Here is a 23,547-nt window from a genome sequence, read left to right on the forward strand (position 1 = left end):
CATCCACCTTGGACTGCGTGCAGCTCGCTGCCGCTTTGTGTTCGTAGCTTGCTGCGAACACTTGCCAGCAAGCTAGCTGGCGAAAGCGGCAGCGAGCTGCACGCAGTCCAGGGCGACAATTTTACACACCCTTTACCCAAGCGGCCCGGAAGCCGTGATAGAAAACCAACTCACATGAAAACGCACTTCCAACGTGTCGCGACACTCCTGACCGCCCTCGCAGGCCTCACCTTCGCCCAGGAACCCGACGACCGGGTCGTCCTGGTGCCGTTAGGGAAAGCGCCCAAGGAAGCTCCGCTGTTCTTCTCCGCCACCGCCGACGTGCTGGCACGCGCAAGCCTGATCCAGATCTCCAGTGAGCAGAAGATCGATTTCAGGATACTCCAGGGCAAGCCGGAGACACTATCGCTCGGACTAACAGGAAGTGGTGATGTGATGTCCGTCACTGGCGACGGACTGCGCGACTGGTCGGTTCGTGTCGCTCCCGACGGAGCCCGATTTATCGATATCCGACCGGTGTTGGAGGAAGGCAAGTCGCCTTCGGAACTGCGAGTAATGGTCAAAACCAAGCTCGATTTTGCAAAGGGAGTGGGAAGCTTGTTGTTGCCGGCACCCGGAGCCGCCAACGGATTTTCGATGTCGATCTCGATCATTCCCGATGCGGGAATGGACCTCCGGGTGACCAAAGCGGACGGACTCTATCCGGTGGATGCCACGAACAACCACAAGTTCCTCGGCTACAGCCCGGCGATGGTCGAGTTCGCCGTTTCTCCCGGCGGAGCGGGCTCGCGCGGGCTGGAGTTGATGAATGCCTCGCTAACAGGACGTCTCTCGGCCGATGGCGGCAGCGTCGCCTTCCGGTTGACTGCCACCGCCCGCGCTGCGGCGGATGGCTCGGGCACGGAATTATTTAGCGGCGGTGCGGCCTTGTCCGGTGGCGTCTCCGGCGATGGCTGGCACGTCACTTTGCGGGGAAATGATGGCTACGATCTGGTGGCCGAACGTGGTGGAGATCTTCCGGTGGCCATTGAATTCGATGTGCCGGTGACCCGTAAAGGCGATTGGCGGTCGCTCGATTTCAAGCTGCCCGCCGGTGTCGTTGTTCCTGTTAGGATCGAAGGACTCGGCAACGGCGTCGCCTTCGACCGCGCGCTTGCCGTGGTGCCGGAGCGATCCGGCGATGCCTGGCGGGGATTCCTCCCGGCTACCGGCATGGGCGCGATGGCTTGGCGCGCGGCGGGAGCGGTGGCAGACGGCGCATTGTTTTTCTCCAGCACGGAATCGACCGACGTGCGGATCGGCAGCGGATTGATGCGGCAATTGACCGTGATGGATCTGCGCGTGCTGCAAGGTAAGCTCGCTGCCTTGACTCTCTCGCTCGATGGCCCCGGCGAGGTGCTGGCTGTTTCCGGCGAACCGGTGCTCGGCTGGTCCGTCGTCGAGGAAAATGGTAAGCGGCGGCTGGAGGTGAAATTGAGTCGCCCCATCGAGGGCAGCGGGCGGATCGTCATCGAGGCCCAGGCGGCGCTCGGCGGATTCCCGGTTAGGTCGGAGGCATTGCGGATGATTCCCCAAGGAGCGTTGCGCCACAGCGGCTGGCTGCGGGTGGCGAACGAGGGTGCGGTTAGAATCGAAGTTTCGGACGCGAAGGGGCTGATCCAGCTTGCGCCGGGACAATTTCCTGGCGGAGTGGACGAGTCGTTGCGACAGGTGTTTGTCTATCGGTTTCCTTCGGCGGACTATGGCTACGCCATCCGTGCGGATCAGGTTCTGCCGGAAGTCGGCGTGACCGAGGTGACTGTCTATGAAGTTGCGGAAACGGATCGCCGGGTCTATGCGGATCTGGAACTGGACATCCGCGAGGCTCCATTGCGCGAGTGGGAACTGGAAATTCCCGCCGATCATGCCGTGGCGTCGGTGACCGGCGCGGAGGTCGCTGATTATGTGGTGGCAGGTGAAGTGAAGGACGGCAAACGCCGGCTCAAGATCATTTTCAAACAGGCGGTGATGAATCGGCAGCTCGTCAGCGTGCGCCTGGAAAAGAACGAAGCCGCGAAAGCCGGTGATTGGAATCTCCAGCCGTTAGGATTTCCAAACGTGAAATCGCGGCGAGGTTATGTCGGCGCGGTGGCGGCCGCTGGCTATCGCCTGGTCGCGGGAAAAACCACGGGAGTTGCCGAAGTGCCGATCACGTTCTTCCCGAAGAAGACTGCGGGTCTGCAACAGGCGTTTCGTCTTCGCGAAGGAGATTGGCAGGTCGCGTTGAAGATCGACGCGCTGGGCCAAAGCGTGCAGGCCGACGTATTCCATCTCTACTCGCTGAAGGAGGGATCGGCGTATGGCAGCGTATTGATCAACTATTTCGTCGTCGGCGCACCCGCCACCGAATGGAGAATTTCAGTGCCTGAAGGAATCGGCAACATTGACGTGACCGGACAGAATGTCGGCCGGGATTGGCGGCGTGAAGGAAACACGGTGATCGTTCCGCTCTCGCGTCCCGTCCTCGGAACCGGCACGGTTCTCCTGACCTTCGAGCAGCCGATGAGTGCCCGCGGCGGTGATCTAACTCCCGGCGAGGTCCGACCTCTCGACGTGCAGGCTGAGCGAGGCTATATTCAGGTCGTCAGCCCGTTGCAGGTGAAATTCGCCACGCCTGTTAGCGAGGGGCCGTTGCTCGCGATTGATTCAAGCGAGCTGCCGGCGGAGTTCCGCTTGCTCAGCAGTGCGCCTACCCTCAAGGCTTGGCAATACACCGCGCGTGATTTCAAGATCGGGATGAAGGTCGAATGGTTCGAGCCCGGTGAAACCGTCGGGCAGGTCGTCGATTTCCTCAAGCTCTCCAGCCAGGTTTCCCGCGATGGACAATGGGTGACCGATGCTCGGTTTTTCGTGAAATCAAAAGGTCGCAGCGCGTTGCGGTTGACGCTGCCCGGCAAGGATTCTCTCTGGGAAGCCAAGGTCGATGGCGAAGCGGTGAACGCCCGTGCCGACGGCGGCGAAACGTTGATCCCGCTTTCCTCACAAGCGGATCCCAACCGCGCGGTGGAGGTTACGTTGCGCTACGGCGGACGGTCTGATAGCGCGACCCGTCCGAGGCTTGCCGCGCCGAGGCTCGCGGCACCGGTCGTCATCGGAGAATGGACGGTTGCCGGCGACGAAGGACGCCAGCTTGTGCCACGCGGTGGTTCGGCGGAATTGGTGAAGCCCGCTCTCGCGGAGAGCGGTTGGGAATGGCTGGCGAGGCACTCGCGGAATGTCGCCGCGGTGATTTTGTTAGGCGTGGTGACACTAGCGCTGGGGGCACGCCGGTCAGGCAAGGTCTCGCAGGCACTGGCGATTCTATTTGGGGTAATTTTCATTCTGACTTCGATTGGATTGGGATTTTCGGCTGCGCAAACGAGCCGCGGAAATGCCAGCGTGCTGGAGTATGCCGCGCCGGTGGTGGCGGCGGGCACCGAGGTCGCGGTGGAGCTTGGCAACGTCGCGCCATGGCAAGCCCGCACGGGGTGGGGGATGTGGCTGATGTTTGCGGCCGGTGTCGCGATTGTCCTGCGTGGCTGGTCGCTCGGAGATCGCTGGTGGAGGTCTTGCGGCCTTGCCTTGGTGGGCGCTTCATTTCTATCAATCCGTGGTGGAACGACTTTGTTTTTTGCCATTCTCACGCTGGTTGCACTGGCGTGGTGGTTGCCACGGGTCTGGCAGGCGATTCTAAGCCTGCACAGGCCCAAGGCGGCGGAAGTGACCGCCGCGCTGCTGATTCTAACAGCGTTCTGTTTCAACGACGCCCGCGCCGCGAATGGGCCGGACCTCAAGCCGGTGGAATCGATGATCCAGGATTGGCAGATCCGCGATGGCCGTGCGCGCGGTACGATGGACGTGACGCTGCGCGCTGAAGTCGGAGACCGGTTTCTGTTATTGCGCGAACCCGCGGTGCTGAGTGGTTTCGAAGGTGCTGGAATGAAAGTGGTGAAAGCTCCCTTTGGCGATGCGAGTGCCTATTTCATCGTGGCTGAAGCCGCCGGGCGGATGACGGGCAAGGCGGTGTTTGAAATGCCTCTGGCGAATCCCGCCCAAGGTTGGAATTTACCCGGTGGCGTCGCAGCGATGCGGCAGGTGACGCTGCATTGGGATCAAGGCGGCTGGGAGTTCTTCTCGCCCGGAGCTGCCAAGGTCACCACACTCGAAGGTCTGGCATCTAACGAAAGTGGAGCGGTGATGGTGCTTGGCCCGGCCGACCCGGTGACAATCCAAGCCCGTCCAGTCCAACGCGACGTCGGTGCGGAGGAGACCCGGTTCTTCGCAGAGGTATCAAACCTTTTCCTGCCCGGGCCCGGCGTGGTCAATGGACGGCATCGTGTGGCGATCCGTCCTGCGCAAGGCAGGGTATCCTCATTGGTGATGAAAATTCCCGATGGATTCACTGTCAGCGATGTGGTGGACGGACCTGCGGGCTCGTGGCGTTTCGATCCGGAAAAGCACGAGCTCCGCGTGCCGATCGAACCCGCGCAGGATCAGGCGTTTGGTCTAACGATCGAGACCCAGCGTGGTGCCGGAACCCTGCCGATGGAACTCGATCTCCAACCGGTCCGGGTCGAAGGCTCGGCGGGCGAGATTGGATTTCTCGCGCTGGCATTCGGCGAGGATGCCCAACCGGAAACCGTAAAAGTCTCCGGACTTTCCCAAGTGAATCCCGAGGATTTCAACGGGAAACTCCTGCCCCGCGACAAGGAGGGCAAACCGCTGGCGTTGCTCCAGAATGCCTATCGCTACGGCTCCGGCGAGGTGAGCGCGCACGTGAATGTCACGGCGGTCGCCCCCGAACTGCGGGCGGACTCGTGGCAATTGGTATCTCTCGGCGAGGATCGTCTGGTGGTCGCCACCGATCTAACTGTCACGATCACCCGCTCCGGGGTGTTCCGTTTGGACATCGAGGTTCCTGAAGGTTTGGAAATCGAAGCTGCTACCGGTGAAGGGCTGAGTCATTGGACGGACGGCAAGGTTGGCGACAAACGCGTCATTACCCTGCATCTCAACGGCAAAACGATCGGTAAACGTGTGTTCAGTCTAACCATGACGGGGCATCCGACCGGGCCTCAGGCAAACTGGCAGGTGCCGCGCTTGTCGTTGCGCGATGCTTCGCGTGAAACAGGTGTCGTCACCATCGTCCCGGAGCGTGGCTTGCAGGTGCTCGCGGTGAATCGGAAAAACGTTTCCCAACTCGATCCCCGCGAGCTTGCCGACGCACCGCAGGAATCCGCTCGCGCGGCCGCCCGTCCGGGTGCGCTGGCCTATCGGTTGTTGCAGGGCGATTGGTCGCTCGGACTTGCAATCAGCCGTCTTGATCCATGGGTGACCGCCCAGGTTTTTCATGAAGCGACCTTGCGCGAAGGGCAGATGGTCACTCGCGTCGTTGTGGGTTATAAAATCGAAAACGCCGCGCTCAAATCACTGCGCGTGCGCATTCCCGGACTGGATGCGACGGCCGCCGCTACGGTTAGAGCGAATGGCTCCGCCGTTGCGGACCTGGTGCCGGTTGCTGGCGAACAGGGGCTTTGGGAAATCCATTTCCAGCGCGGAGTCGCTGGTGAAACCACCGTCGAACTGGAATACCAACGCACCAGCAAGGACGACGGCAGCGAAGTGATCGAACCTGTAGTGTTGGAGCAGGTCAGGCAGATGTCCTATTTCGTGGCGATCCGTGCGGGTGGGCGTTTGGAACTGGAATCCGGCACGTTGCCGCGGGGATGGCAGAAGACCGATTGGGCGGTTGTCCAATCGAGCCTCGGCAAGGTCGCGGGAAATGTCGCTCCGCTGATGGCCTTCCGGGTGGCCGATCCGGAAGGACCACTGCCTGTCGTTTTGAAACGGAACGAACTCGCCAAGTTGCAAAAGCTCCGGGTTGCCAACGGCTCTCTAACTACTCTGATGTCGCCCGATGGTGACGCGTTGACGGCTGTCGATCTCAAGATGCAGGTGGTCGGCAAAGGAACCTTGCGACTGAAGCTGCCGAAGGGTGCCGCGCTTTTCAACGTGCTCGTCAACGAGGAAGGAGCCACTCTGGTGCGCGAAGGAGACGAATGGTTGTTTTACATTTTCCCTTCACCCGAAGTCTCGCATCCCGCCACCGTCCGGTTTGTTTATTCCGCAGGAACCGGCAATGGCAAACGGCTTGAAGGCCCGGTCCTCAACGTGCCGATGGAAAATCTAACCTGGCGCGTGCTTGTGCCGGAAGGATGGAAAATGACCGACCACGGCGGCGACTTCGACCTGAAGGAGCAGGCTGCCATGGGGGTGTTCCGGCTTGAGGACTATCAGTCGTTTGTGCAGAGCAAAAAAGAGAACGATTCGAAGAGCGCGGTCGCTTTGCTGGATCAAGCGAACGGCTGGCTGGCTGCCGGAGATCAGGAAAAAGCAAGCCAGGCCTTCAGCAACGCCGTCCGCAGCAATCAGCTCGACGCAGCTTCCGGCGAGGATGCCCGCGTGCAACTCCGCCAGCTCAAGACCCAGCAGGCAGTGCTCGGGCTGAACACCCGCCGCCAGAAGCTCGTTCTCGACAACGCCAGCAATGGCGCGCCGACAGACAACGCCCAGATCAACCGCGCCGCCGAGGCCAACCCGGTTCTTCGCGGGGATTCGAATTACGACCCCAAACAGTTCGACCGTTTCCTCGAAGGCAACACCGCCGATGAGAATGCGGCCCTCAAGGAAATCGCCAACCGTATCGTCACCCAGCAGCTCGCCGCCGAGCCCGCACCGGTCGCACTCGACATCACGCTGCCGGAACGTGGAACCGTCCTAACATTCGGCCGCAGCGTGCAAGTGGATGGCCAACGCCCGATGGCGATCACCCTCGACCTCAAGCGCAGTGGAAGCAATTTCGCCTGGCTCGCGATCCCCGTCTGTCTTCTGCTAGGTGCGATGGGCGGCGCGAGGCGGATTGCCCGCGAAAAATAACCGTTACGCTTCCTCCTCCCAAGCCTTCTTCAGTGCCGGGCCAAGGGCGCTGTCGAGGGCTTGTTGCCAATGCTCGCTGGTTTGTATAACAGGAAGTTCCGGGAGTATCCGTGTTTCGAGCTCGGCTGGTGAGTCCGGTGCGTGAGCGCGGAAATACTCGCCACCACCGATCGCCGGACCGATCACTTGGTGAGTCGTTCGGCCGAGACCGAGCAGTGCGGTATGAACCCAGCGGGAGCCAAGAAACGGGCAGAGGATTTCACCTGAGGCCTGGATTTCAAAAGGACCTGCATTTCCTCCGAAGTCAATTTCCCAGCCGTTGGTGCGGAAAAAGCCGTCACCCGCCTGCCACTTTTCCGCCAGGCGCGGGAGGAGCCAGAAACGGACGGCCTCGTGAGCGTCGCTGGGTTCGACGGACAAACGGAACCGGGTATCGGCCAGTCCTCGGAGTTGGCGCAGGGTGGTGACGGCGACGGCCCGGTAGCGGCGGGCTGCTTCGTCAGGGCCGTGATCGACGGCCATTTCCGGATAAACGAGACCGGGCAGGGGTTCCTGAATTTTCAGCGTGAGCAGTCGCACGGCGGGAGAATCACCCTTGCGGATAACGGCTCCAAGCCCGGATTGCTTCGGAAATCCTTATTTTCCGGCTTTGAAAACAATCTTGCCCCCGAGCGAGAGTCGGGGGATGCTGTGGCCACAGCGAATTGCATGGCAGCCAAGGACAATAAGAAACGGGGAGAGGTCCCCGAGCCGACCCGATGGTCGAACGAGATCATCGGGATCATCTGGATCACGTCGGGATTGTTGCTGCTGCTGTCCCTGGTGAAATACAGTCCGGCGGATTTGCCGAAATGGGGGCCGTTGGAGGCGTTCGCCAGCAAGACCGGATCGGGGGAGAACTTGATCGGTCCGGTAGGCGGCATTCTCGGTTTTATCCAAATCCTGCTTTTCGGTGTGGCCGGTTATCTGATGCCGGTGGGATTTATCTGGTTCGGCGTCGTCAAACTGGCGTTCGACGCCCGCATCTGGCCGCGGGCCGTAATGGGGTTCTGCATTCTTTTGTTAGCAGGTGCCGCCTGGCTCGATGCGGCGGATTTCTTCTTCAAGGATTGGGCGGAAAACTGCAATCTCAACAGTCCTGGCGGAGTGATCGGAGATGGCGTCGGGGGATTCGTCCTCACCAATGTCATCGGTCGCGCAGGCACCCTCATTCTAACCAGCGGCGCCTATCTGGTGGCGCTGATCATGTTGACCGGCCAGCAACCGGTCCGATTCGCCAAGGCCTGCTATCGGCTGGCGCGGCTTAAATTCCACGAATGGCGGGAGAGCCGCAGCGAATCCGGAAAGGTCGCCGCCCGCGAGGCGGAAATGCTGGCCGAGCGGGATCGCCAGCGCGAACAACGCCGCAAGGAGCGCGAGACGGCGAAGTCCGCGGTTTCCGCCAAGGCCGCCAATGAAGATCCGCAGGCGATGCTGCCGCTGCGCGAAATTCCCACTCCGGAAATCATCGACGCCTCGCAGCGCCGCGCCATCGACCCCGAGCTCATCGGGAAAAACCCCTTCAGCCGCAAGCCTTCCCCGGAGCACCAAGGTCTCCAGGAGGGCCGGTTTCCTAACTACGAGATCCCGCAGTTTACCCTGCTCGATCCGCTGCCCGAAGTGGACGACTCGGATGCGGATGATGACCATAAGGAAGAGACCCGCCAGATCATCATCGATACGCTCAAGGCCTTCGGCATCGACGTGACGGCTGGGCCGATCACCCGTGGCCCTACCATCACGCGCTACGAGATCTATCCGTCCGTCGGCCTGCGTGTTTCCCGCATCTCCCAGTTAGAGGCGGACATCGCGCGCGCCACTTGTGCCGAGCGGATCAATATCCTCGCCCCCATCCCTGGCAAGGACACGGTCGGTATCGAGATCGCGAACACCAAGAAAGTCGCCGTGCCGCTCCACGAGCTGCTCTACTCCACGGATTTCAACTCCTCCAAGAAGAAGATCCCGCTCGCTCTGGGCAAGGACGTCTATGGGAACACGGTCATCGCCGACCTAGCCGCCATGCCGCACTGCCTCGTCGCCGGGGCCACCGGTTCCGGAAAATCCGTCTGCATCAACTCGATCATCGCATCCATGCTCTTCAAGTTCAGCCCGGACGAGCTGCGCTTCATCATGGTGGACCCCAAGGTGGTGGAAATGCAGATGTATAACCGATTGCCGCACCTCGTGGTGCCGGTCGTCACCGATCCGAAGAAAACCGTGGCCGCCCTCAAGTGGGTGGTTAACGAGATGGAAAAACGTTATAAAATCTTCGCCAAGGTCGGCGTAAGGAATTTTGACAGCTACAACTCGCGTCCCATCACGGAGAAGGAAAAACCCGCTCCCGCGCCGGAGTTGGAAGAGGTCGAGGAAGAGCTGTTGGATGATGGTCCGGAGCCTGAAGCTCCATTCGATCCCAGTGAATTGCTCGACCCCGAGATCCCTAGCAGCCACCAGGCGCCGCCGTGGACGATGATGGAAGATGAGCCGGACGCGGAGATGGATTCGCTGGCTTCCGCTCTCAGCGATGGCGACCTCGGCCCCGAGGCGGATGAAGAGGATGAGGAAGTTGACGAAGAGCACCTCCCAAGGAAATTTCCCTACATCGTCGTCCTCATCGACGAGCTCGCCGACCTCATGCAGACCGCTCCGGCGGATGTGGAAATGTGCATCGCCCGGATCGCGCAAAAGGCCCGTGCCGCCGGCATTCACCTCATCATCGCCACCCAGACGCCGCGCGCCGATGTCGTCACCGGCATCATCAAGGCGAACATCCCGTCGCGCATCGCCTTCCAGGTTTCCTCAGCCCTCGACTCCCGCGTCATTCTGGACACCAAGGGCGCGGACAAGCTCGTCGGCAAGGGCGACATGCTCTATCTGCCACCCGGCTCCGCCAAACTCGAGCGCGCCCAAGGTGCCTTCGTCACCGATGCGGAGATCGAGCGCCTCATCGATCATTGCGCAGCCCAAGCGAAGCCGCAGTTTGAAAAGGAAATCCAAGCCTCCATCAATGGCGAAGGCGGCGACGATGATGGAGATGACGTCTCGCAAGCGGACGAGGAACTCATCATGAAATGCATCGAAGTGGTGCGTCAGGAACAGAAGGCCAGCACCTCGCTTTTGCAGCGCCGTCTGCGCCTCGGCTACACCCGCGCGGCGCGGATGGTGGACATTCTGGAGCAACGTGGAATCGTCGGACCGGGCGAAGGAGCCAAGGCTCGCGAGGTGTTTTTGAAGTAATTTAAGACTTCCGTTGGAAAATGCCGAAATAAGCAATTTTCCGGTTGTCAAAACCCACGCGGCCACTCTTACTGCCGCCCCGCCCGCAAGGGTGTTTGGAGATAAAGGCCCGATAGCTCAGTCGGTAGAGCAGTGGATTGAAAATTCACGTGTCGGCGGTTCAAATCCGTCTCGGGCCACTTCCAATCTCAATCAGTTAAGGCATTTCAGCCAAACTGGATTGATTCCCCCGTTGAGGAATCAAGCGGAAACCGACTTTTCCGACTAATGCTCCCGTCGTTGGATCTCGTGAAGCATGAGAGAGGTCACCATCAACGCGAAAAACATGACAAAAAGCGCTTGGGAAACGGTGGCGATCGTACCCTGTGGGCCTGAAAAGCCAAAGCCTCCCATGATCACGGTGAGAATCAAAAATAGGTGGGATGAGTTGATCATGGTGAAATGGGGTTGGCATATTCATCGCAGGATTCCGGCCAACCCGGAAATCATCCTGTATATGACCAATTTCAAGCTACTTAGGGTGATCACGCATGAGATCTCATCTTGAATTGTCGCTCTGACCGGAGGAATTGTGCATGTGACTCAGTGCAAACAGCACGATCGGGCGCAGGGTCGGTGGTGCTATCTTCGAAAAGCTCACATGGGCAACGAAACAGGAAAGCCGGCTTGGATTCTGAGCTTTGATCCGGAGTCAAAAGGCTTACGTCCGGGTCAAGACAATCAAATGATTGTTGAATGGCGTGCCACCCCACAGCGGTGAAATCTCAACGTTTCCGTGTGGCGAGAGGATCCTCTGAAAATCTTCGGCCGTGGGATAATGACTCGGTGCCGCTTTCATCCAGAAGGTCGCTTTTGCCAGCAAGTCGCCGAGGATCGTGATCTTGAACCGCATCGTCTCGTCGCGCAGACCGGAGCGGATCACCAACCGTCCGCCGGGAGCGACGCGGGAGACGGCCGCATTCAGTAACGTTTCCTGTTCGTCCGGTCCGAAAAATTGGAGAATATCCAAGATGCTGACATTGCCCGAATGCTCGGGCAGTCCGGTGCGGAGATCATGGGCAGCGAAAGTGAGTCCGGAATTCCCGAGCTTCGCCGTTGCTAGATTCGCCATATCGATTTTCCGCTGATCGTAATCCACACCGAGAATGGGCACCTGGATCCCCTCGCATCTCAGGAAAAAAGCAGACAATCCGAGGCCGCAACCAAGGTCTAACAGTGGAAGTGTCGAGCTCCGCAGATTTTCCGCAAGGGCACTGTAAAGCGGATCAGTCCGCAATTTCGACGCGACGTAATTCCGGTCCCAACGTCCCGGATACAATGCTGCGATTTTACGACGCTCGGAAGGGCTCATCGCGAAGGAGGACTGAGGTGGTCGAGGGGATTGTGCCCACGGGCGATCAATAGCGGCAGGCGGCCGACGAAGCCGAAAAAGAGCCTCATATGCATCCAGGTGAGCAACGTGTTGTCCCTGCAATAACGGAATTGGGACACTCCGCCTTCCTCCGCGCTTGGATAGCGGACAGGGGTCGGAAGATTGATGATCGGCACGCCCCGCCAAGCTAACCGGACTGCGACTTCGGGGTCGAAATCGAAGCGCCGGGCGAACGGAGTGGATTCCATCACGGCGAGTAGATCCTGCGCCGGGTAAAGCCGCATTCCGAAAAGCGAATCGTCCACGCCCCAGCCGAGGGTTTCCAAGTTTGCCCAGAAATTCGAAATTTTCCGGCCATTCACCCGCAGAGCCGGAGCGGATTTATCGAACACCGGTCTGCCGAAAACGGCGGCTTCGGGATATTCCGCCGACCATTTGAAAAACTCCGTCACGCGGTCAGCCGGATGCTGGCCGTCGGCATCCATCGTCAGAACGTGGGTGAATCCCGCGGAGATCGCTTCGCGCAGTCCGTGGAGGACCGTCGCGCCTTTCCCGGAATTCACCGGCTGGCGAATGATGCAGAACAACGGGTTTTCACAGGATTCCAGATGTGCGACCAGCTCGGGCGAACCATCCGTCGAGCCGTCGAAAATCAACCACACCGGAGTCTTGAGCGCCAAGGCGGACGTCACCGTTTTGAGGAGGATCGGTCCGGTATTGTAGCTGGGAATCAGAATGAGTGGTCGCACATCGGCCATGTCCGCCCTGCTTTACCGACCAAGCTCGTTCGGAGCAAGCATCACGAACATCAATCGGGCAGCGCGTCGATTTGCCGCCGCAACGGATGTGGCTTCGAAAGTTCCTGCTCGTAAGCCGCCTCCAAACGTCCGGTGAACTCCTGCGACGATTCGCCGGGCATTGGCACCAGCGGCTCGCCGAGATCAAACTGGATGTGGATCGGGAAAACCGGTCTCCGCCACAGCGGCCAGCCTTTTTGCAGGAAGCGGGTGTTGCTGCGGATGAAAATCGGATAGACCGGCACCTGCGAACGCATGGCGATGATCGCACAGCCGCCTTTGAGTGGATTGATCCAGCGGGCGTCGGGCCTGGTCCGGGTTCCTTCGGGAAAAAGGAGCAACTGTCCGCCCTCCTCCAACGAGGTCGTGGCGGCCCGGATCATACGGCTCATTCCGTCGTTGGCGATATAGCCCGCCAATCTCGCGCCACCGCCGAGGACGATGTTGTGGAGAATTTGCTTTTTCATCACGCACACGGCGGAGGGCAACCGGGCGATGATGAAAACCACATCCCACAGCGAGGTGTGGTTCGGTGCCGCAATGAACGAATGCTTGATCCCTTCCAACTTGTCGAGGGCGGTCAGGTCCGCCCGCACCAGATCCGAGAGCCGCAGATAGACGACAAATTTCCGGAACAACTGATGCAGGAGAAATCGCCCCAGCCGCTCGCCCTTGCGCCGTGGAAGCAGCAAATGCAGCGGCCCGCCGATCAACGTCAGAAGCCCGCCGAAAACGCCCCAGTAAAGGAGCCCCAATGCCATCATCACATAATCCCAAGGTGCGCGCAGCCACCACCGGAGCGACATCGCTTCGGGGGGATGAATCGTGAGTGCGCTGCTTGGGTCGCCGGATTCCACTGGAGTTGAACCTAATGCGGAAACCTAAACGGGTCGATTTGATTTTTCTCCGTGGCATCGGGACTTGTCAGAAGCGGTGGAAATCGTGCGATACTTGACCACAGATGAGTCCTGCCGATCAAGCCGCCGCCCTACGATCCCTGCCACACGGCCCGTCCTTCCGTTTTGTCGATGAGTTGAAATCTTTGGAACCAGGCCGCGAAGCCACGGCGATCTACCGGGTGAGGGGAGACGAGGCATTTCTCGAAGGGCATTTTCCGGGACATCCGATGATGCCGGGAGTCATCCTCATTGAAGCCATCGCCCAACTCGGCGGAATTGTCGTCCAGACGGACCCGGAACATCCCGCCATGTCTGATCTCCGTCTAACCGGGATTCGTGCTGCGAAAATCCTAGGTGCCGCCGTGCCCGGTGACTTGTTGAGAATCAGTGCGAAACTGGAAGGCCGCCTTGCAGGGCTCGTGCAGATCGTGGGCGAGGTGGATGGCCCGTACGGCACCTTGGCCACCGCCAGAGTGACTCTTAGCGGCACCTTGTCCGAATAGGATTCAGCAGACCGGTTGGTCTGTCGATAATACAAAAGTATGAGTGCAAATGATCTCGTCAAGAGGCGGATTTAGAGTCCGCCGCGCGAGCCTCATTGCGAATTGAACGATTCGCAGCGGCAGCCAAATTTTAAAATCTAACGCTAAAATCGCGCAAGTCGTTTTGCGTTAGCCAATCATCCGGTATCGAATGGAGATCACGATCCGGAAGGTAGCAACGGTGTATGCCACGCAGTGCCGAAGCATGAATCGGATTGTACTTGAAGTCTCTCAATCTTCTCGCCATTGAATTAAAAAATAGCTAACAACTTATTTGCAAATTGATTGTCACTCGACTATCAATTCCATCCCACCATCTCCCCCCAATGGAATCCCCCGTTTTACCCCTCCCCATTGGACATGAAGTTAATTCCCCTGAATTGCGGCGATTCGTGCCGCGTTCTTGCCGTGCTGTTGATTGCGTTGCTGATGACTGCTGCAGGCGCTTTCGCTCAGGCCGGACCGTTGAGAATCATACCTTTGGGTGATTCGATCACGCGGGGAAACAATGACATCGGCTTTCCTAACGGAGATATCCCCGGAGGGTATCGAAAGCAGCTTGAGAACCGTTTGAAAATCGCCGGAGTGGCGTTCGATTTTGTCGGAAGTAGGACTGACAATGCGGCGTTGGGGATGGATCCCGATCATTCCGGATTTCCTGCCGTCCGCACCGACGAGGTTCTTGCGAATCTGTCCTCCCAGTTGGCCCTCGCTCCGGACATCGTGCTGCTGCACTTGGGATCGAACGACATTCTCCAAGGCGTTGCGGTTGCCACTGCTTTGGGAAATCTGGATTTGTTGATCGACGGCATGATCTCCAACTCGCCGAACCTCAAGCTCTACGTCGCGACGATCATCCCGATGACTCAAGCCTGGAACGGCCGGCCGGCGGCGCAATTGAACGCCGAAGTGAACTCTTACAACATTGGAGTGCGGAATCTGGTGCGGCAACATGCGAACCGCGGCAGAAAGGTGTTTCTCGTGGAGATGAACTCCGGCATCACCCTGACCGACCCGATTCCTGCGAACAACTTTTTCCAGCCCGGCGACGGAATCCATCCGGGCCAGGCGGGCTACAAGCAGATGGGACGGATCTGGTTTGATGCGATCGCCGCCAGTGCGCTCGTTACTCCCATCAATGGAAGTTTTGAATTTGATTTCGCAGGATGGACAAACACCGGAAATGTGGCGATCGGATCAGGCTTGTCTGTCGGTGCTTCCGACGGCACGAAATCCGCGGACTTCCACCCGGGTGGCTCCACAGCGGACGGGATTTTGAGCCAGAGTTTCGCGACTGTCGCAGGAGCTACTTACGATCTCGCCTTTGACATGGGAGCTGCGGGTAATTTGTCCGGTCAGAGTCTTGAAGTGAAAATCGACGGAACGACCAATCTTCTGAGACAAACCCTTGCCATCACCAACGCGGGCGGGGGAAGCAATGTCTGGCAGCCACAGGCTCTCACGTTCGTCGCGGACAGCACGAGTGCCACACTCAGCTTTACGGATCTATCGGTTTCCGTCACGGGAGACGGATTGCTCCTGGATCACCTGCGGATCACACGGCGGCCTTCAGCAAACGGCGGAAGCGTGTGGCAGCCGCTCCGTGTCCATCCGCAGAACCCGCATATTTTGGATTTCCGGGGGCAACCCACGCTGTTGCGTACCTACGGCGAGCACTACAGCTCCGTGATCAATTCCAATTTCGATTTCGTCCCTTACCTCAACGTGTTGCAACGCGACGGGATGAATCTTACCCGGGCGTTTTTGTTAGGTTTTCATCATGACAATGCCAGCTTGAACGGAACTCCTCTCGCGCCGACCCCGCCGCAGTTCATGCAGCCCTGGAAGCGCAGCGATGCCGGCGGACTTGCTCTGGATGGACTTGGCAAGTGGGACCTGACCGCTTGGAATGAAGAATATTTCATTCGACTGAAATCTTTCGCGCAGGCGTGCTCGGATCGGGGCATCGCCATCGAATTCACCTTCTTCTGCACCTTTTACAATGATTCCGATTGGCGTGGCAGTCCGTTCAACCCGGCCAACAATGTGCAGGGATACGGCGCGACGGAGCGATACGACAGCATGCGTGCGACGGATGCCGATCTGGTAGCCGCGCAGGAGGCGGCGGTCCGCAGGATCAGCAACGAATTGAACGGGTTCGATAACATTTACTATGAAACGCAGAACGAGCCGTTCTGGAACGAGCCAGGCGTGAAGGACGCTGCGGAAGTGGAATTTCAAAAGCGGATGCTCGGTGTGATCCGCGGCGAAGAGGCGGGATTGCCCAACCGGCATTTGGTGGCGCATAATTTTCCGCAATTCGCGGACGCGCTGACTCCCGGGTTTGACATGATCAACGAGCACTATCCGTTGTCGGTCAGGGTGCAGGGACCGGATCCGGCCATCGCAGGCGCGGAGGTATTACTGCGTGACCATTATTCACGCGGACTCATTCTATCGTTGGACGAAACGCATACGATGAACGCGCTTCAGACACGCTTGGAGTCGTGGATGTTTCTGCTAGGAGGCGGGGCGATTTACAACGGGCTGGATGTTCCCTATTTCCTCTACTCGGCGGAAGATGAAGCGGGCGACAGCGCACTTGGCAGAAGTTTTCGCGAGGTATTGCGCAATCTTGGCAGCTATGTGGACAACCTGCATCTGGCTGCGTTGCGTCGCGATTCATCGTGGATCACCAGCGGCATTCCCGCGGGGGCGAGAGTGCAGTCAATGGCGAGTCCGGGGCAGCAATACGTGGCCTATTTCCATCATGGGGGAGAAACCGTTCCGGCCGCGTTCGGACAACTTGCCTACGACCCGATCGACGGCTCCGACCATGCCATCGCCGCGGTGGTGACATTGCCGGCAGGATCATGGCGGGCCGTGTGGGTCCGGCCATCCGATCTGGTGGAGCTACGCGTCCGGGAATTTGTCCACGGTGGAGGACCGATCACCCTTGATCCGGTGATCTATCAGCAGGATGTCGCGCTTCGCATCGACCGGATGGGTTCGGGAGACGCCACACCACCACCGGCTCCCGGCGGATTGGGCGCATCTTCCGATTCCGCCGGCTCAATCCATCTCTCATGGAATTCGGTTCGTGCGGCGGACCTTGCGGGCTACCGGGTTTACCGCTCGGAGATTGCCTTGGTGCCCACCGATGCGGGTCATCTTGCCGCAACGCTGCCCGCTGGTGCCGTTGATTTTCTCGATACCTCGATGGTAACCGGAAATACCTATCACTATGTGCTGACCTCTTTCGACTTAACAGGAAATGAATCCAACGCCAGTCGTCCGGTAACCGTGATTTCGGCTTTGGATAATCTGCCCCACGGCGGCAGTCCGTGGCCGGTCCCAGGCACGATTCAGGCGGAGGATTTCGACGATGGTGGAGAGGGTGTTGCTTATCACGATCTGACTCCGGGTAACCAAGGCGGACTCTATCGGACGACGGAAAGTGTCGATGTTGGGAGCACTACGGACGCGGGGGGCGGACATGACGTTTTTAACACCCAGGTCGGCGAGTGGTTGGAATACACGGTCAATGTGGAGACCGGGGGAAATCACACCCTCGATCTGCGCGTCAGCAACGCCGCCGCGGGTGGCCAAATCCGTTTGGAAGCGGATGGTGCGGATATCAGCGGGCTGATCGCGATCCCGCAGACCGGAAGCGCGAGCATCTGGCAAACCATCACGGTGCCGGGGATATCGTTGGGGAGCGGGAAGCATGTCCTGCGTCTTGTCGTAGTGGCCGTCGAACCTAACGGAACCGCCGGCGCGATCAACTGGCTTTCGTTGAACCCTGTGATCACGATCGGGCCCACTGCGGATGCCGGGGTGGATCTGCAGGTTGTCGATCAGGATGTGAATGGCTCCGAGCAGGTCACACTCGACGCGAGCGGCAGTCGGGCAGGTGACGCCCCTATTCTTTCTTATGCTTGGCTCAAAAACGGCGCGCTCATTGCCAGCGGTATTCATCCCGTTGCCAATCTGAACGTGGGCAATCATCTGATCCAACTGAAGGTCACCGACACCATCGGTCTGGAGTCAACTGATGACGTCCGGGTGACGGTTTCTCCGAGAGGATTTCAGAACGGCAGCTTCGAATCGGGCTATGATCGTTGGACGGCGACAGGAAACCAGCATATCCAGTCCGGCGCGCCCTATGCGGCGACTCAAGGTAGCAAGCTGGTGGAATTCAACGGTGGAAATCTTACCCCTAACGGCGTGCTTTCCCAAACGTTCGGCACGGTGACCGGGGCTACCTATACCCTGGCGTTTGATGCCGGAGTGCTTTCATATAACACGAGCTCTCAGAAGATGCAGGTGTCTGTCACGGGTGCCGGCATCCTCCTTTCTCAATCGATCACCATCAATGGTCTTGGCGGAGGAGCCAACCGCTGGCTGCCCCAGAGCTTTACGTTCGTGGCCGACAGCACGAGCACGACCCTCACCTTCCGCGACCAGTCCGCCAGCACCGTCAATCTTGATCTGGTCCTCGACAACGTGCGGCTTACGGGCCTTTCGCCCGCCATTCCCAACACCCCGCCGCAGGCGGTGTCCGATTCCTTTTCCACGAATGAAAACATCCCGCTAGTGGTCGCTGCCGCGGGAGTGCTTGCCAATGATACGGATGTCGATTTCACGCCGCTGACCGCTTTGCTCGTGGCTCCGCCAAACCACGGTACCGTAATGCTGAATTCTAATGGATCATTCGTCTATACCCCCAACGCTGATTTTTTCGGAACCGACTCCTTTACCTATCGTGCCCGTGACGGCATCGCTGATTCCAATGTCGCGACGGTGACCATTACGGTCATTCCGGTGGTTTACCCTCCGCTAGCGCGGGCCGACGGGTTTTCAACTAACGAGAACACCGCTCTTGTGGTTCCTGCCGCAGGAGTGCTCGCCAATGATACGGATCCCAGGTTGCGGCCACTGACGGCGATTCGCGATTCAAATCCGTCCCATGGAAGTCTTGTTTTCAATTCCAACGGAGGTTTCACCTACACACCTGCGGGAGATTACTTCGGCCCGGATTCATTTTCCTATCATGCGACGAACGGGCTTTTGAATTCGAACATCGTGATGGTGAATCTTACCGTGAACGAGGTCATCCCGGCACCTGTGGCGGCGGCCGACTCTTACTCGACGAGCGAAAGCATCGCGCTTGTCATTCCTGCCAGCGGGGTGCTTCAAAACGACAGCGATCCCAGATCCCGTCCACTCACCGCGGTTCTCGGTGCTGGCCCGGCGCACGGAAGCATCGTATTGAATGCAAACGGGAGTTTTAACTATATACCTAACAACAAATTCTTCGGAATCGATTCATTTACCTACCGTGCCAACAACGGCGCGCTTGATTCTCTTCCTGTGACGGTGCTGCTCACCGTCACCGAGGTCATTCCTCCGCCGGTAGCTGTCCCGAATTCCTATGTGACGAACCAGAACACCTCATTGGTGGTTCATGCAACGGGAGTGCTTGCCAACGACTCCGATCCGAGGTCCCGCCCGATAACCGCATCTCTCGATGCCGGTCCGGTTCACGGAATTCTCGTTCTGAATACCGACGGAAGTTTTGTTTATACGCCCGGGGCGGATTATTTTGGTCCGGACTCGTTCACCTACCATGCCAACAACGGTGTGCTTGATTCCAATACAGTGACTGTGAATCTCACGGTGAAGGAGGTTATTCCCGAGCCGGTGGCGATCGAGGATTCCTATTCCACCAACGAGGGAGTGGAATTGGTGGTCCCTGCCAGCGGAGTGCTCGGCAACGACACCGATCCCGATTCCAAACCGCTCACCGCGGTGCAGGACGTCCCGTCCGCTCACGGAACCCTCTCTTTGGAGCCGGACGGAAGTTTCACTTACACGCCTAACACGAATTTTTACGGAACCGACAGGTTTTCCTATCATGCGAACAATGGTCGCGCTGATTCGGCCGTCGTCATCGTCACGCTTACGGTGAACGAGGTCATCCCCGCGCCGTTGGCACGGGACGATGGCTATCTGGCCGATGAGGATACGTTGTTAATTGTTCCCGCAGCCGGGGTGCTGGCCAACGATGCCGACCCGAGGTCTCGTCCGCTCACGGCGGTTTTAGACTCCGGCCCCGCCCACGGCGTGCTCCTCCTGAATGCCGACGGCAGCTTCGTTTACACTCCTGAAGCAGGCTATTTCGGACCGGATTCGTTCACCTATCATGTTGGGAACGGGGTGCTGAATTCCAACACCGTGACCGTGGATCTCACGGTGAAGGAGTTCATTCCGGCACCGGTTGCGTTGCCTGATTCCTATTCAACTAACGAGGGGGTCGGGCTTGTCATTCTGGCCACCGGGGGAGTGCTGGCCAACGACGCCGATCCGGACTCCAGACCGCTCACCGCCGTGCTCGATACCAGTCCGGGCCATGGAACACTCTCCTTGGAGTTGGACGGAAGTTTCATCTACACGCCTAACACGAATTTCTACGGCACCGACTCGTTCACTTATCACGCCAGCAACGGGGGTGCCGATTCGAGTGGAGTGACGGTTGCGATTGCGGTTGTCGAGGTCATCCCGGCTCCGTTGGCCGTGGCGGATTCCTATTCGACCAACGAAAGCACTGCGCTTGTCTTTCCGTCCGCCGGAGTGCTTGTCAACGACAGCGATTCCAGGGCTCGACCGTTGAGTGCTGTCCTCGACGTTTCTCCGAATCATGGCAGCCTCGGTTTGAATGCCAATGGAAGTTTGACCTATATTCCCAACGGGGGTTACTTTGGTTCCGATTCGTTTGACTATCATGCCAACAACGGCACGCGCGATTCGAACCGGGTGACTGTGAATCTCACGATCACCGAGGTCGTCCCGGCACCGGTTGTCCTTGCCGATTCCTACGGAACGAATGAGGGAGAGGTGCTTGTCGTTTCGGTCACAGGAGTGCTCGCCAACGATACGGATCCAAGATCACGCCAACTGACCGCTGTCCTCAATGCCGGACCAGCCCACGGCACCCTCGGTTTGAATACCAATGGAAGTTTCAGTTATACTCCCAACATCGGCTTTTATGGGACGGACTCGTTCACCTACCGTGCCAACAACGGCGTCGTCAATTCCACCAGCGCGACCGTGACCATCGCGGTTAGGGAGATCGTTCCGCCGCCCGCCGCCCTCGCCGATTCCTATGAGACGAATGAAAACACCGCACTTGTCGTTCCCGCCTCCGGAGTCCTCGCCAACGATGTTGATCCTCGATCCCGTCCGTTGACCTCTGTTCTCGATGTCGGTCCGCTTCACGGAATACTCGTCCTGAATGCGGACGGAAGCTTCACCTACACTCCGGCCGGAAGCTATTCGGGAACCGACTCGTTCACCTATCATGCCGGCAATGGCTTCCTGGCTTCGAACGTGGTGAACGTGAACCTGACGGTTAAAAAAGCGGCTCCGGCCGGACTGGTCAATGGCAGCTTCGAGAGCGGTTTCACCGGATGGACGGTCACGGGCAATGTCGATATTCAATCCGCATTACCCTATGCGGCGACTGAAGGCAGCAAGCTGGTCGGCTTCAACGGAGTGAATCGAACGCCGAATGCGGTGCTCTCCCAGTCTTTCGGCACGATCGCGGGAACGACCTATACTCTGGCGTTCGATGCAGGTGTCCTTTCCTACAACACGGCTTCTCAAACGATGCTGGTGACAGTTACCGGTGCCAGCAGTCTTCTCAACCGGACGATCACCATGAACGGCACGGGAGGTGGTAACAATTTGTGGCTGCCACAGAATTTCACCTTTGTGGCTAACAGCGCCACCACAGTCCTCAGCTTTCGCGATCAATCCACCTCGACCGCGAATCTCGACATGCTGCTGGACAACGTGAGGATCACCGCGCAACCAGCCGTTCCAAACACCGCACCGGTGGCTGTTGCCGACACCTATGCCACCTCCGTGAATATCGCACTCGTGATTCCTGCTGCGGGAGTTCTTTCAAATGATACGGATGCGCAGTCCACCGCGTTGATCGCGGCGCTCGATTCCATTCCAAGCCATGGCAGCCTGACTCTAATTGCTGATGGTGGCTTCACCTACACGCCGGTCGCCGATTACACGGGAACGGACTCGTTCACCTATCACGCCAATGACGGCGCCCTGAATTCAAACATCGCAACCGTGAATATCACCGTCAATGCGATCGTCGCCGGTGGATTGGCCAACGGTAGCTTCGAGGCCGGCTTCGCGGGATGGACGACCACGGGAAACCAATTAATCGAATCCGCAGCTCCCTATGCCGCGACCGATGGAACCAAGCTGGTCGGCTTCAACGGTGGCAACCAAACACCCAACGCCGTATTGTCCCAGACATTTGCGACAACAGCGGGACAAACCTATGCGCTGGCCTTCGATGCCGGAGTTCTTTCCTTCAATACAAATCCGCAAACACTGCAGGTGACCGTCACCGGTGCGGGTAATCTTCTCACCCGCACCATCACCATCAATGGTGCAAGTAACGGCCTCAACCGCTGGCTTCCTCAGAGCTTCACCTTTGTCGCTAACAGCACGACCGCCGTGCTCACCTTTCGCGACCAATCGACATCCACCGCCGGACTCGACCTCCTGCTCGACAATGTGCGGATCAGCCAACAAGCGAGTCCGCCCAATACCGCGCCCGTGGCCGTGGCCGATTCCTATGCCACTTCCAAGGGCACCGCTCTCGCGATTCCTGCTGCCGGTGTTCTTGCAAATGACACGGACGCGCAATCCTCACCACTGACCGCGGCACTCGATGCAGGCCCGAGCCACGGCACCGTTAGCTTGAATGCCGACGGCGGGTTCACCTACACGCCTGCCATCGGTTACACGGGACCCGATTCCTTCACCTATCATGCCAATGATGGCGGTCTGAACTCCAACGTGGTGACGGTGAACATTACCGTTCTGGAGATTGTGTCCGGCACACTGGTGAACGGAAGTTTCGAGGCGGGCTTCTCCGGATGGACCACCACCGGAAATCTGTCGATACAGTTCGGCACCCCCTATGCGGCGACCGACGGCACCAAACTGGCTGGATTCAACGGCGGCAACCAAGCCCCCAATGCTGTTCTCTCACAGTCGTTCACTACCACCCCGGGTGTCACTTACATCCTCGCCTTCGACGCGGGCGTTCTCTCCTATAACACGAATTCGCAAACGCTGCAGGTGACCGTCGCGGGCACGGGAAATCTCCTCACCCGGACGATCGCCGTTATCGGCGCGGGTAACGGCATCAACCGCTGGCTTCCGCAGAGTTTCAGTTTCATGGCTAACAGTGCCACGACAGTTCTCACGTTCCGCGACCAATCCACCACCACGGCGGGCATCGATCTGCTGCTCGACAACGTGCGGATCAATGGCAGCGCACCCTCGGCGATACCACAGGCAATCACCATGATGCTTGAAACTCCCGCAGCTTTGCCAGTGATTCCTCCCCCGACGGAAATCGGTATTCCGACTCTATCAGGACATCCCGGTGCATGGACCGTCCGGCTGGATCCCGCGATGGCGGGAGACTATGTTTTGGAACGCTCCGAAGATCTCATCCGCTGGGAGGTCGTGACGGAGAAGAAATGGAATGAACCAGGTCCGCTTGAGTTCAATGATTCCTGGAATCCGCCGTCTGGCAGGCAATTCTATCGAATCGGACTTCGGTCGAAATGAGATTTTCAATGCTACCTATCGGACCATTTGAAAAA

9 protein-coding genes and 1 tRNA gene are annotated in these 23,547 nt (G+C 58.8%); 6 read left to right on the forward strand and 4 right to left on the reverse strand.

All coding sequences use genetic code 11. The features are described from left to right. Positions 1-174 precede the first annotated feature (174 nt). Positions 175-6,954 (forward strand): hypothetical protein, encoded by a 6,780-nt coding sequence (locus ABIQ96_RS16170; RefSeq protein WP_348215655.1) that lies wholly within the window; start codon positions 175-177, stop codon positions 6,952-6,954. Between the two features lie 3 nt (positions 6,955-6,957). Here ABIQ96_RS16170 and ABIQ96_RS16175 read toward each other — a convergent pair whose 3' ends face one another. After that, positions 6,958-7,533, reverse strand: a complete 576-nt coding sequence (locus ABIQ96_RS16175) for a hypothetical protein (protein WP_348215656.1) — start codon at positions 7,531-7,533, stop codon at positions 6,958-6,960. 129 nt (positions 7,534-7,662) lie between these two features. Here ABIQ96_RS16175 and ABIQ96_RS16180 point away from each other — a divergent pair, with 129 nt between their 5' ends. The 3 genes from ABIQ96_RS16180 to ABIQ96_RS16190 all read left to right on the forward strand — a co-directional run bounded on the left by ABIQ96_RS16180 (position 7,663) and on the right by ABIQ96_RS16190 (position 10,777). Next, a complete protein-coding gene (locus tag ABIQ96_RS16180; RefSeq protein ID WP_348215657.1) occupies positions 7,663-10,230 on the forward strand; it encodes a DNA translocase FtsK 4TM domain-containing protein in 2,568 nt (855 codons plus the stop codon). A gap of 106 nt (positions 10,231-10,336) precedes the next feature. Beyond that, positions 10,337-10,409: transfer RNA gene (locus ABIQ96_RS16185), tRNA-Phe, on the forward strand. A gap of 116 nt (positions 10,410-10,525) precedes the next feature. Next, positions 10,526-10,777 (forward strand): hypothetical protein, encoded by a 252-nt coding sequence (locus tag ABIQ96_RS16190; RefSeq protein ID WP_348215658.1) that lies wholly within the window; start codon positions 10,526-10,528, stop codon positions 10,775-10,777. A gap of 153 nt (positions 10,778-10,930) precedes the next feature. Here the strand turns inward: ABIQ96_RS16190 and ABIQ96_RS16195 are convergent, their stop codons facing one another. From ABIQ96_RS16195 to ABIQ96_RS16205, 3 genes are read right to left on the reverse strand one after another with little or no spacing between them, the layout of a single operon-like run. Then, on the reverse strand, positions 10,931-11,581 hold the full coding sequence (locus ABIQ96_RS16195; protein ID WP_348215659.1) for a methyltransferase domain-containing protein: 651 nt from the start codon (positions 11,579-11,581) through the stop codon (positions 10,931-10,933). Beyond that, on the reverse strand, positions 11,578-12,360 hold the full coding sequence (locus ABIQ96_RS16200) for a glycosyltransferase family 2 protein (protein ID WP_348215660.1): 783 nt from the start codon (positions 12,358-12,360) through the stop codon (positions 11,578-11,580). Before ABIQ96_RS16200 ends, ABIQ96_RS16195 begins: the two co-directional genes overlap by 4 nt. A gap of 50 nt (positions 12,361-12,410) precedes the next feature. Further along, entirely contained in the window at positions 12,411-13,205 is a 795-nt protein-coding gene (locus tag ABIQ96_RS16205; RefSeq protein WP_348215661.1) for a lysophospholipid acyltransferase family protein, read from the reverse strand. A gap of 155 nt (positions 13,206-13,360) precedes the next feature. Between ABIQ96_RS16205 and ABIQ96_RS16210 the strand changes: the two genes are divergently transcribed. Both ABIQ96_RS16210 and ABIQ96_RS16215 read left to right on the forward strand, forming a co-directional pair. Continuing rightward, a complete protein-coding gene (locus ABIQ96_RS16210; protein ID WP_348215662.1) occupies positions 13,361-13,801 on the forward strand; it encodes a 3-hydroxyacyl-ACP dehydratase FabZ family protein in 441 nt (146 codons plus the stop codon). Between the two features lie 399 nt (positions 13,802-14,200). Beyond that, positions 14,201-23,512 (forward strand): Ig-like domain-containing protein, encoded by a 9,312-nt coding sequence (locus ABIQ96_RS16215; protein WP_348215663.1) that lies wholly within the window; start codon positions 14,201-14,203, stop codon positions 23,510-23,512. Positions 23,513-23,547 lie beyond the last annotated feature (35 nt).

Origin of the sequence: Luteolibacter sp. (genome assembly GCF_039920825.1) — a bacterium.
Taxonomy (GTDB): Bacteria; Verrucomicrobiota; Verrucomicrobiia; order Verrucomicrobiales; family Akkermansiaceae; genus Luteolibacter.

Bases quoted from the DNA above. Each gene is read 5' to 3' on its own strand.
- ABIQ96_RS16170 (WP_348215655.1), top strand. From the start codon at position 175: ATGAAAACGCACTTCCAACGTGTCGCGACACTCCTGACCGCCCTCGCA.
- ABIQ96_RS16180 (WP_348215657.1), top strand. From the start codon at position 7,663: ATGGCAGCCAAGGACAATAAGAAACGGGGAGAGGTCCCCGAGCCGACC.
- ABIQ96_RS16190 (WP_348215658.1), top strand. From the start codon at position 10,526: ATGAGAGAGGTCACCATCAACGCGAAAAACATGACAAAAAGCGCTTGG.
- ABIQ96_RS16195 (WP_348215659.1), bottom strand. From the start codon at position 11,581: ATGAGCCCTTCCGAGCGTCGTAAAATCGCAGCATTGTATCCGGGACGT.
- ABIQ96_RS16200 (WP_348215660.1), bottom strand. From the start codon at position 12,360: ATGGCCGATGTGCGACCACTCATTCTGATTCCCAGCTACAATACCGGA.
- ABIQ96_RS16205 (WP_348215661.1), bottom strand. From the start codon at position 13,205: ATGTCGCTCCGGTGGTGGCTGCGCGCACCTTGGGATTATGTGATGATG.
- ABIQ96_RS16210 (WP_348215662.1), top strand. From the start codon at position 13,361: ATGAGTCCTGCCGATCAAGCCGCCGCCCTACGATCCCTGCCACACGGC.
- ABIQ96_RS16215 (WP_348215663.1), top strand. From the start codon at position 14,201: ATGAAGTTAATTCCCCTGAATTGCGGCGATTCGTGCCGCGTTCTTGCC.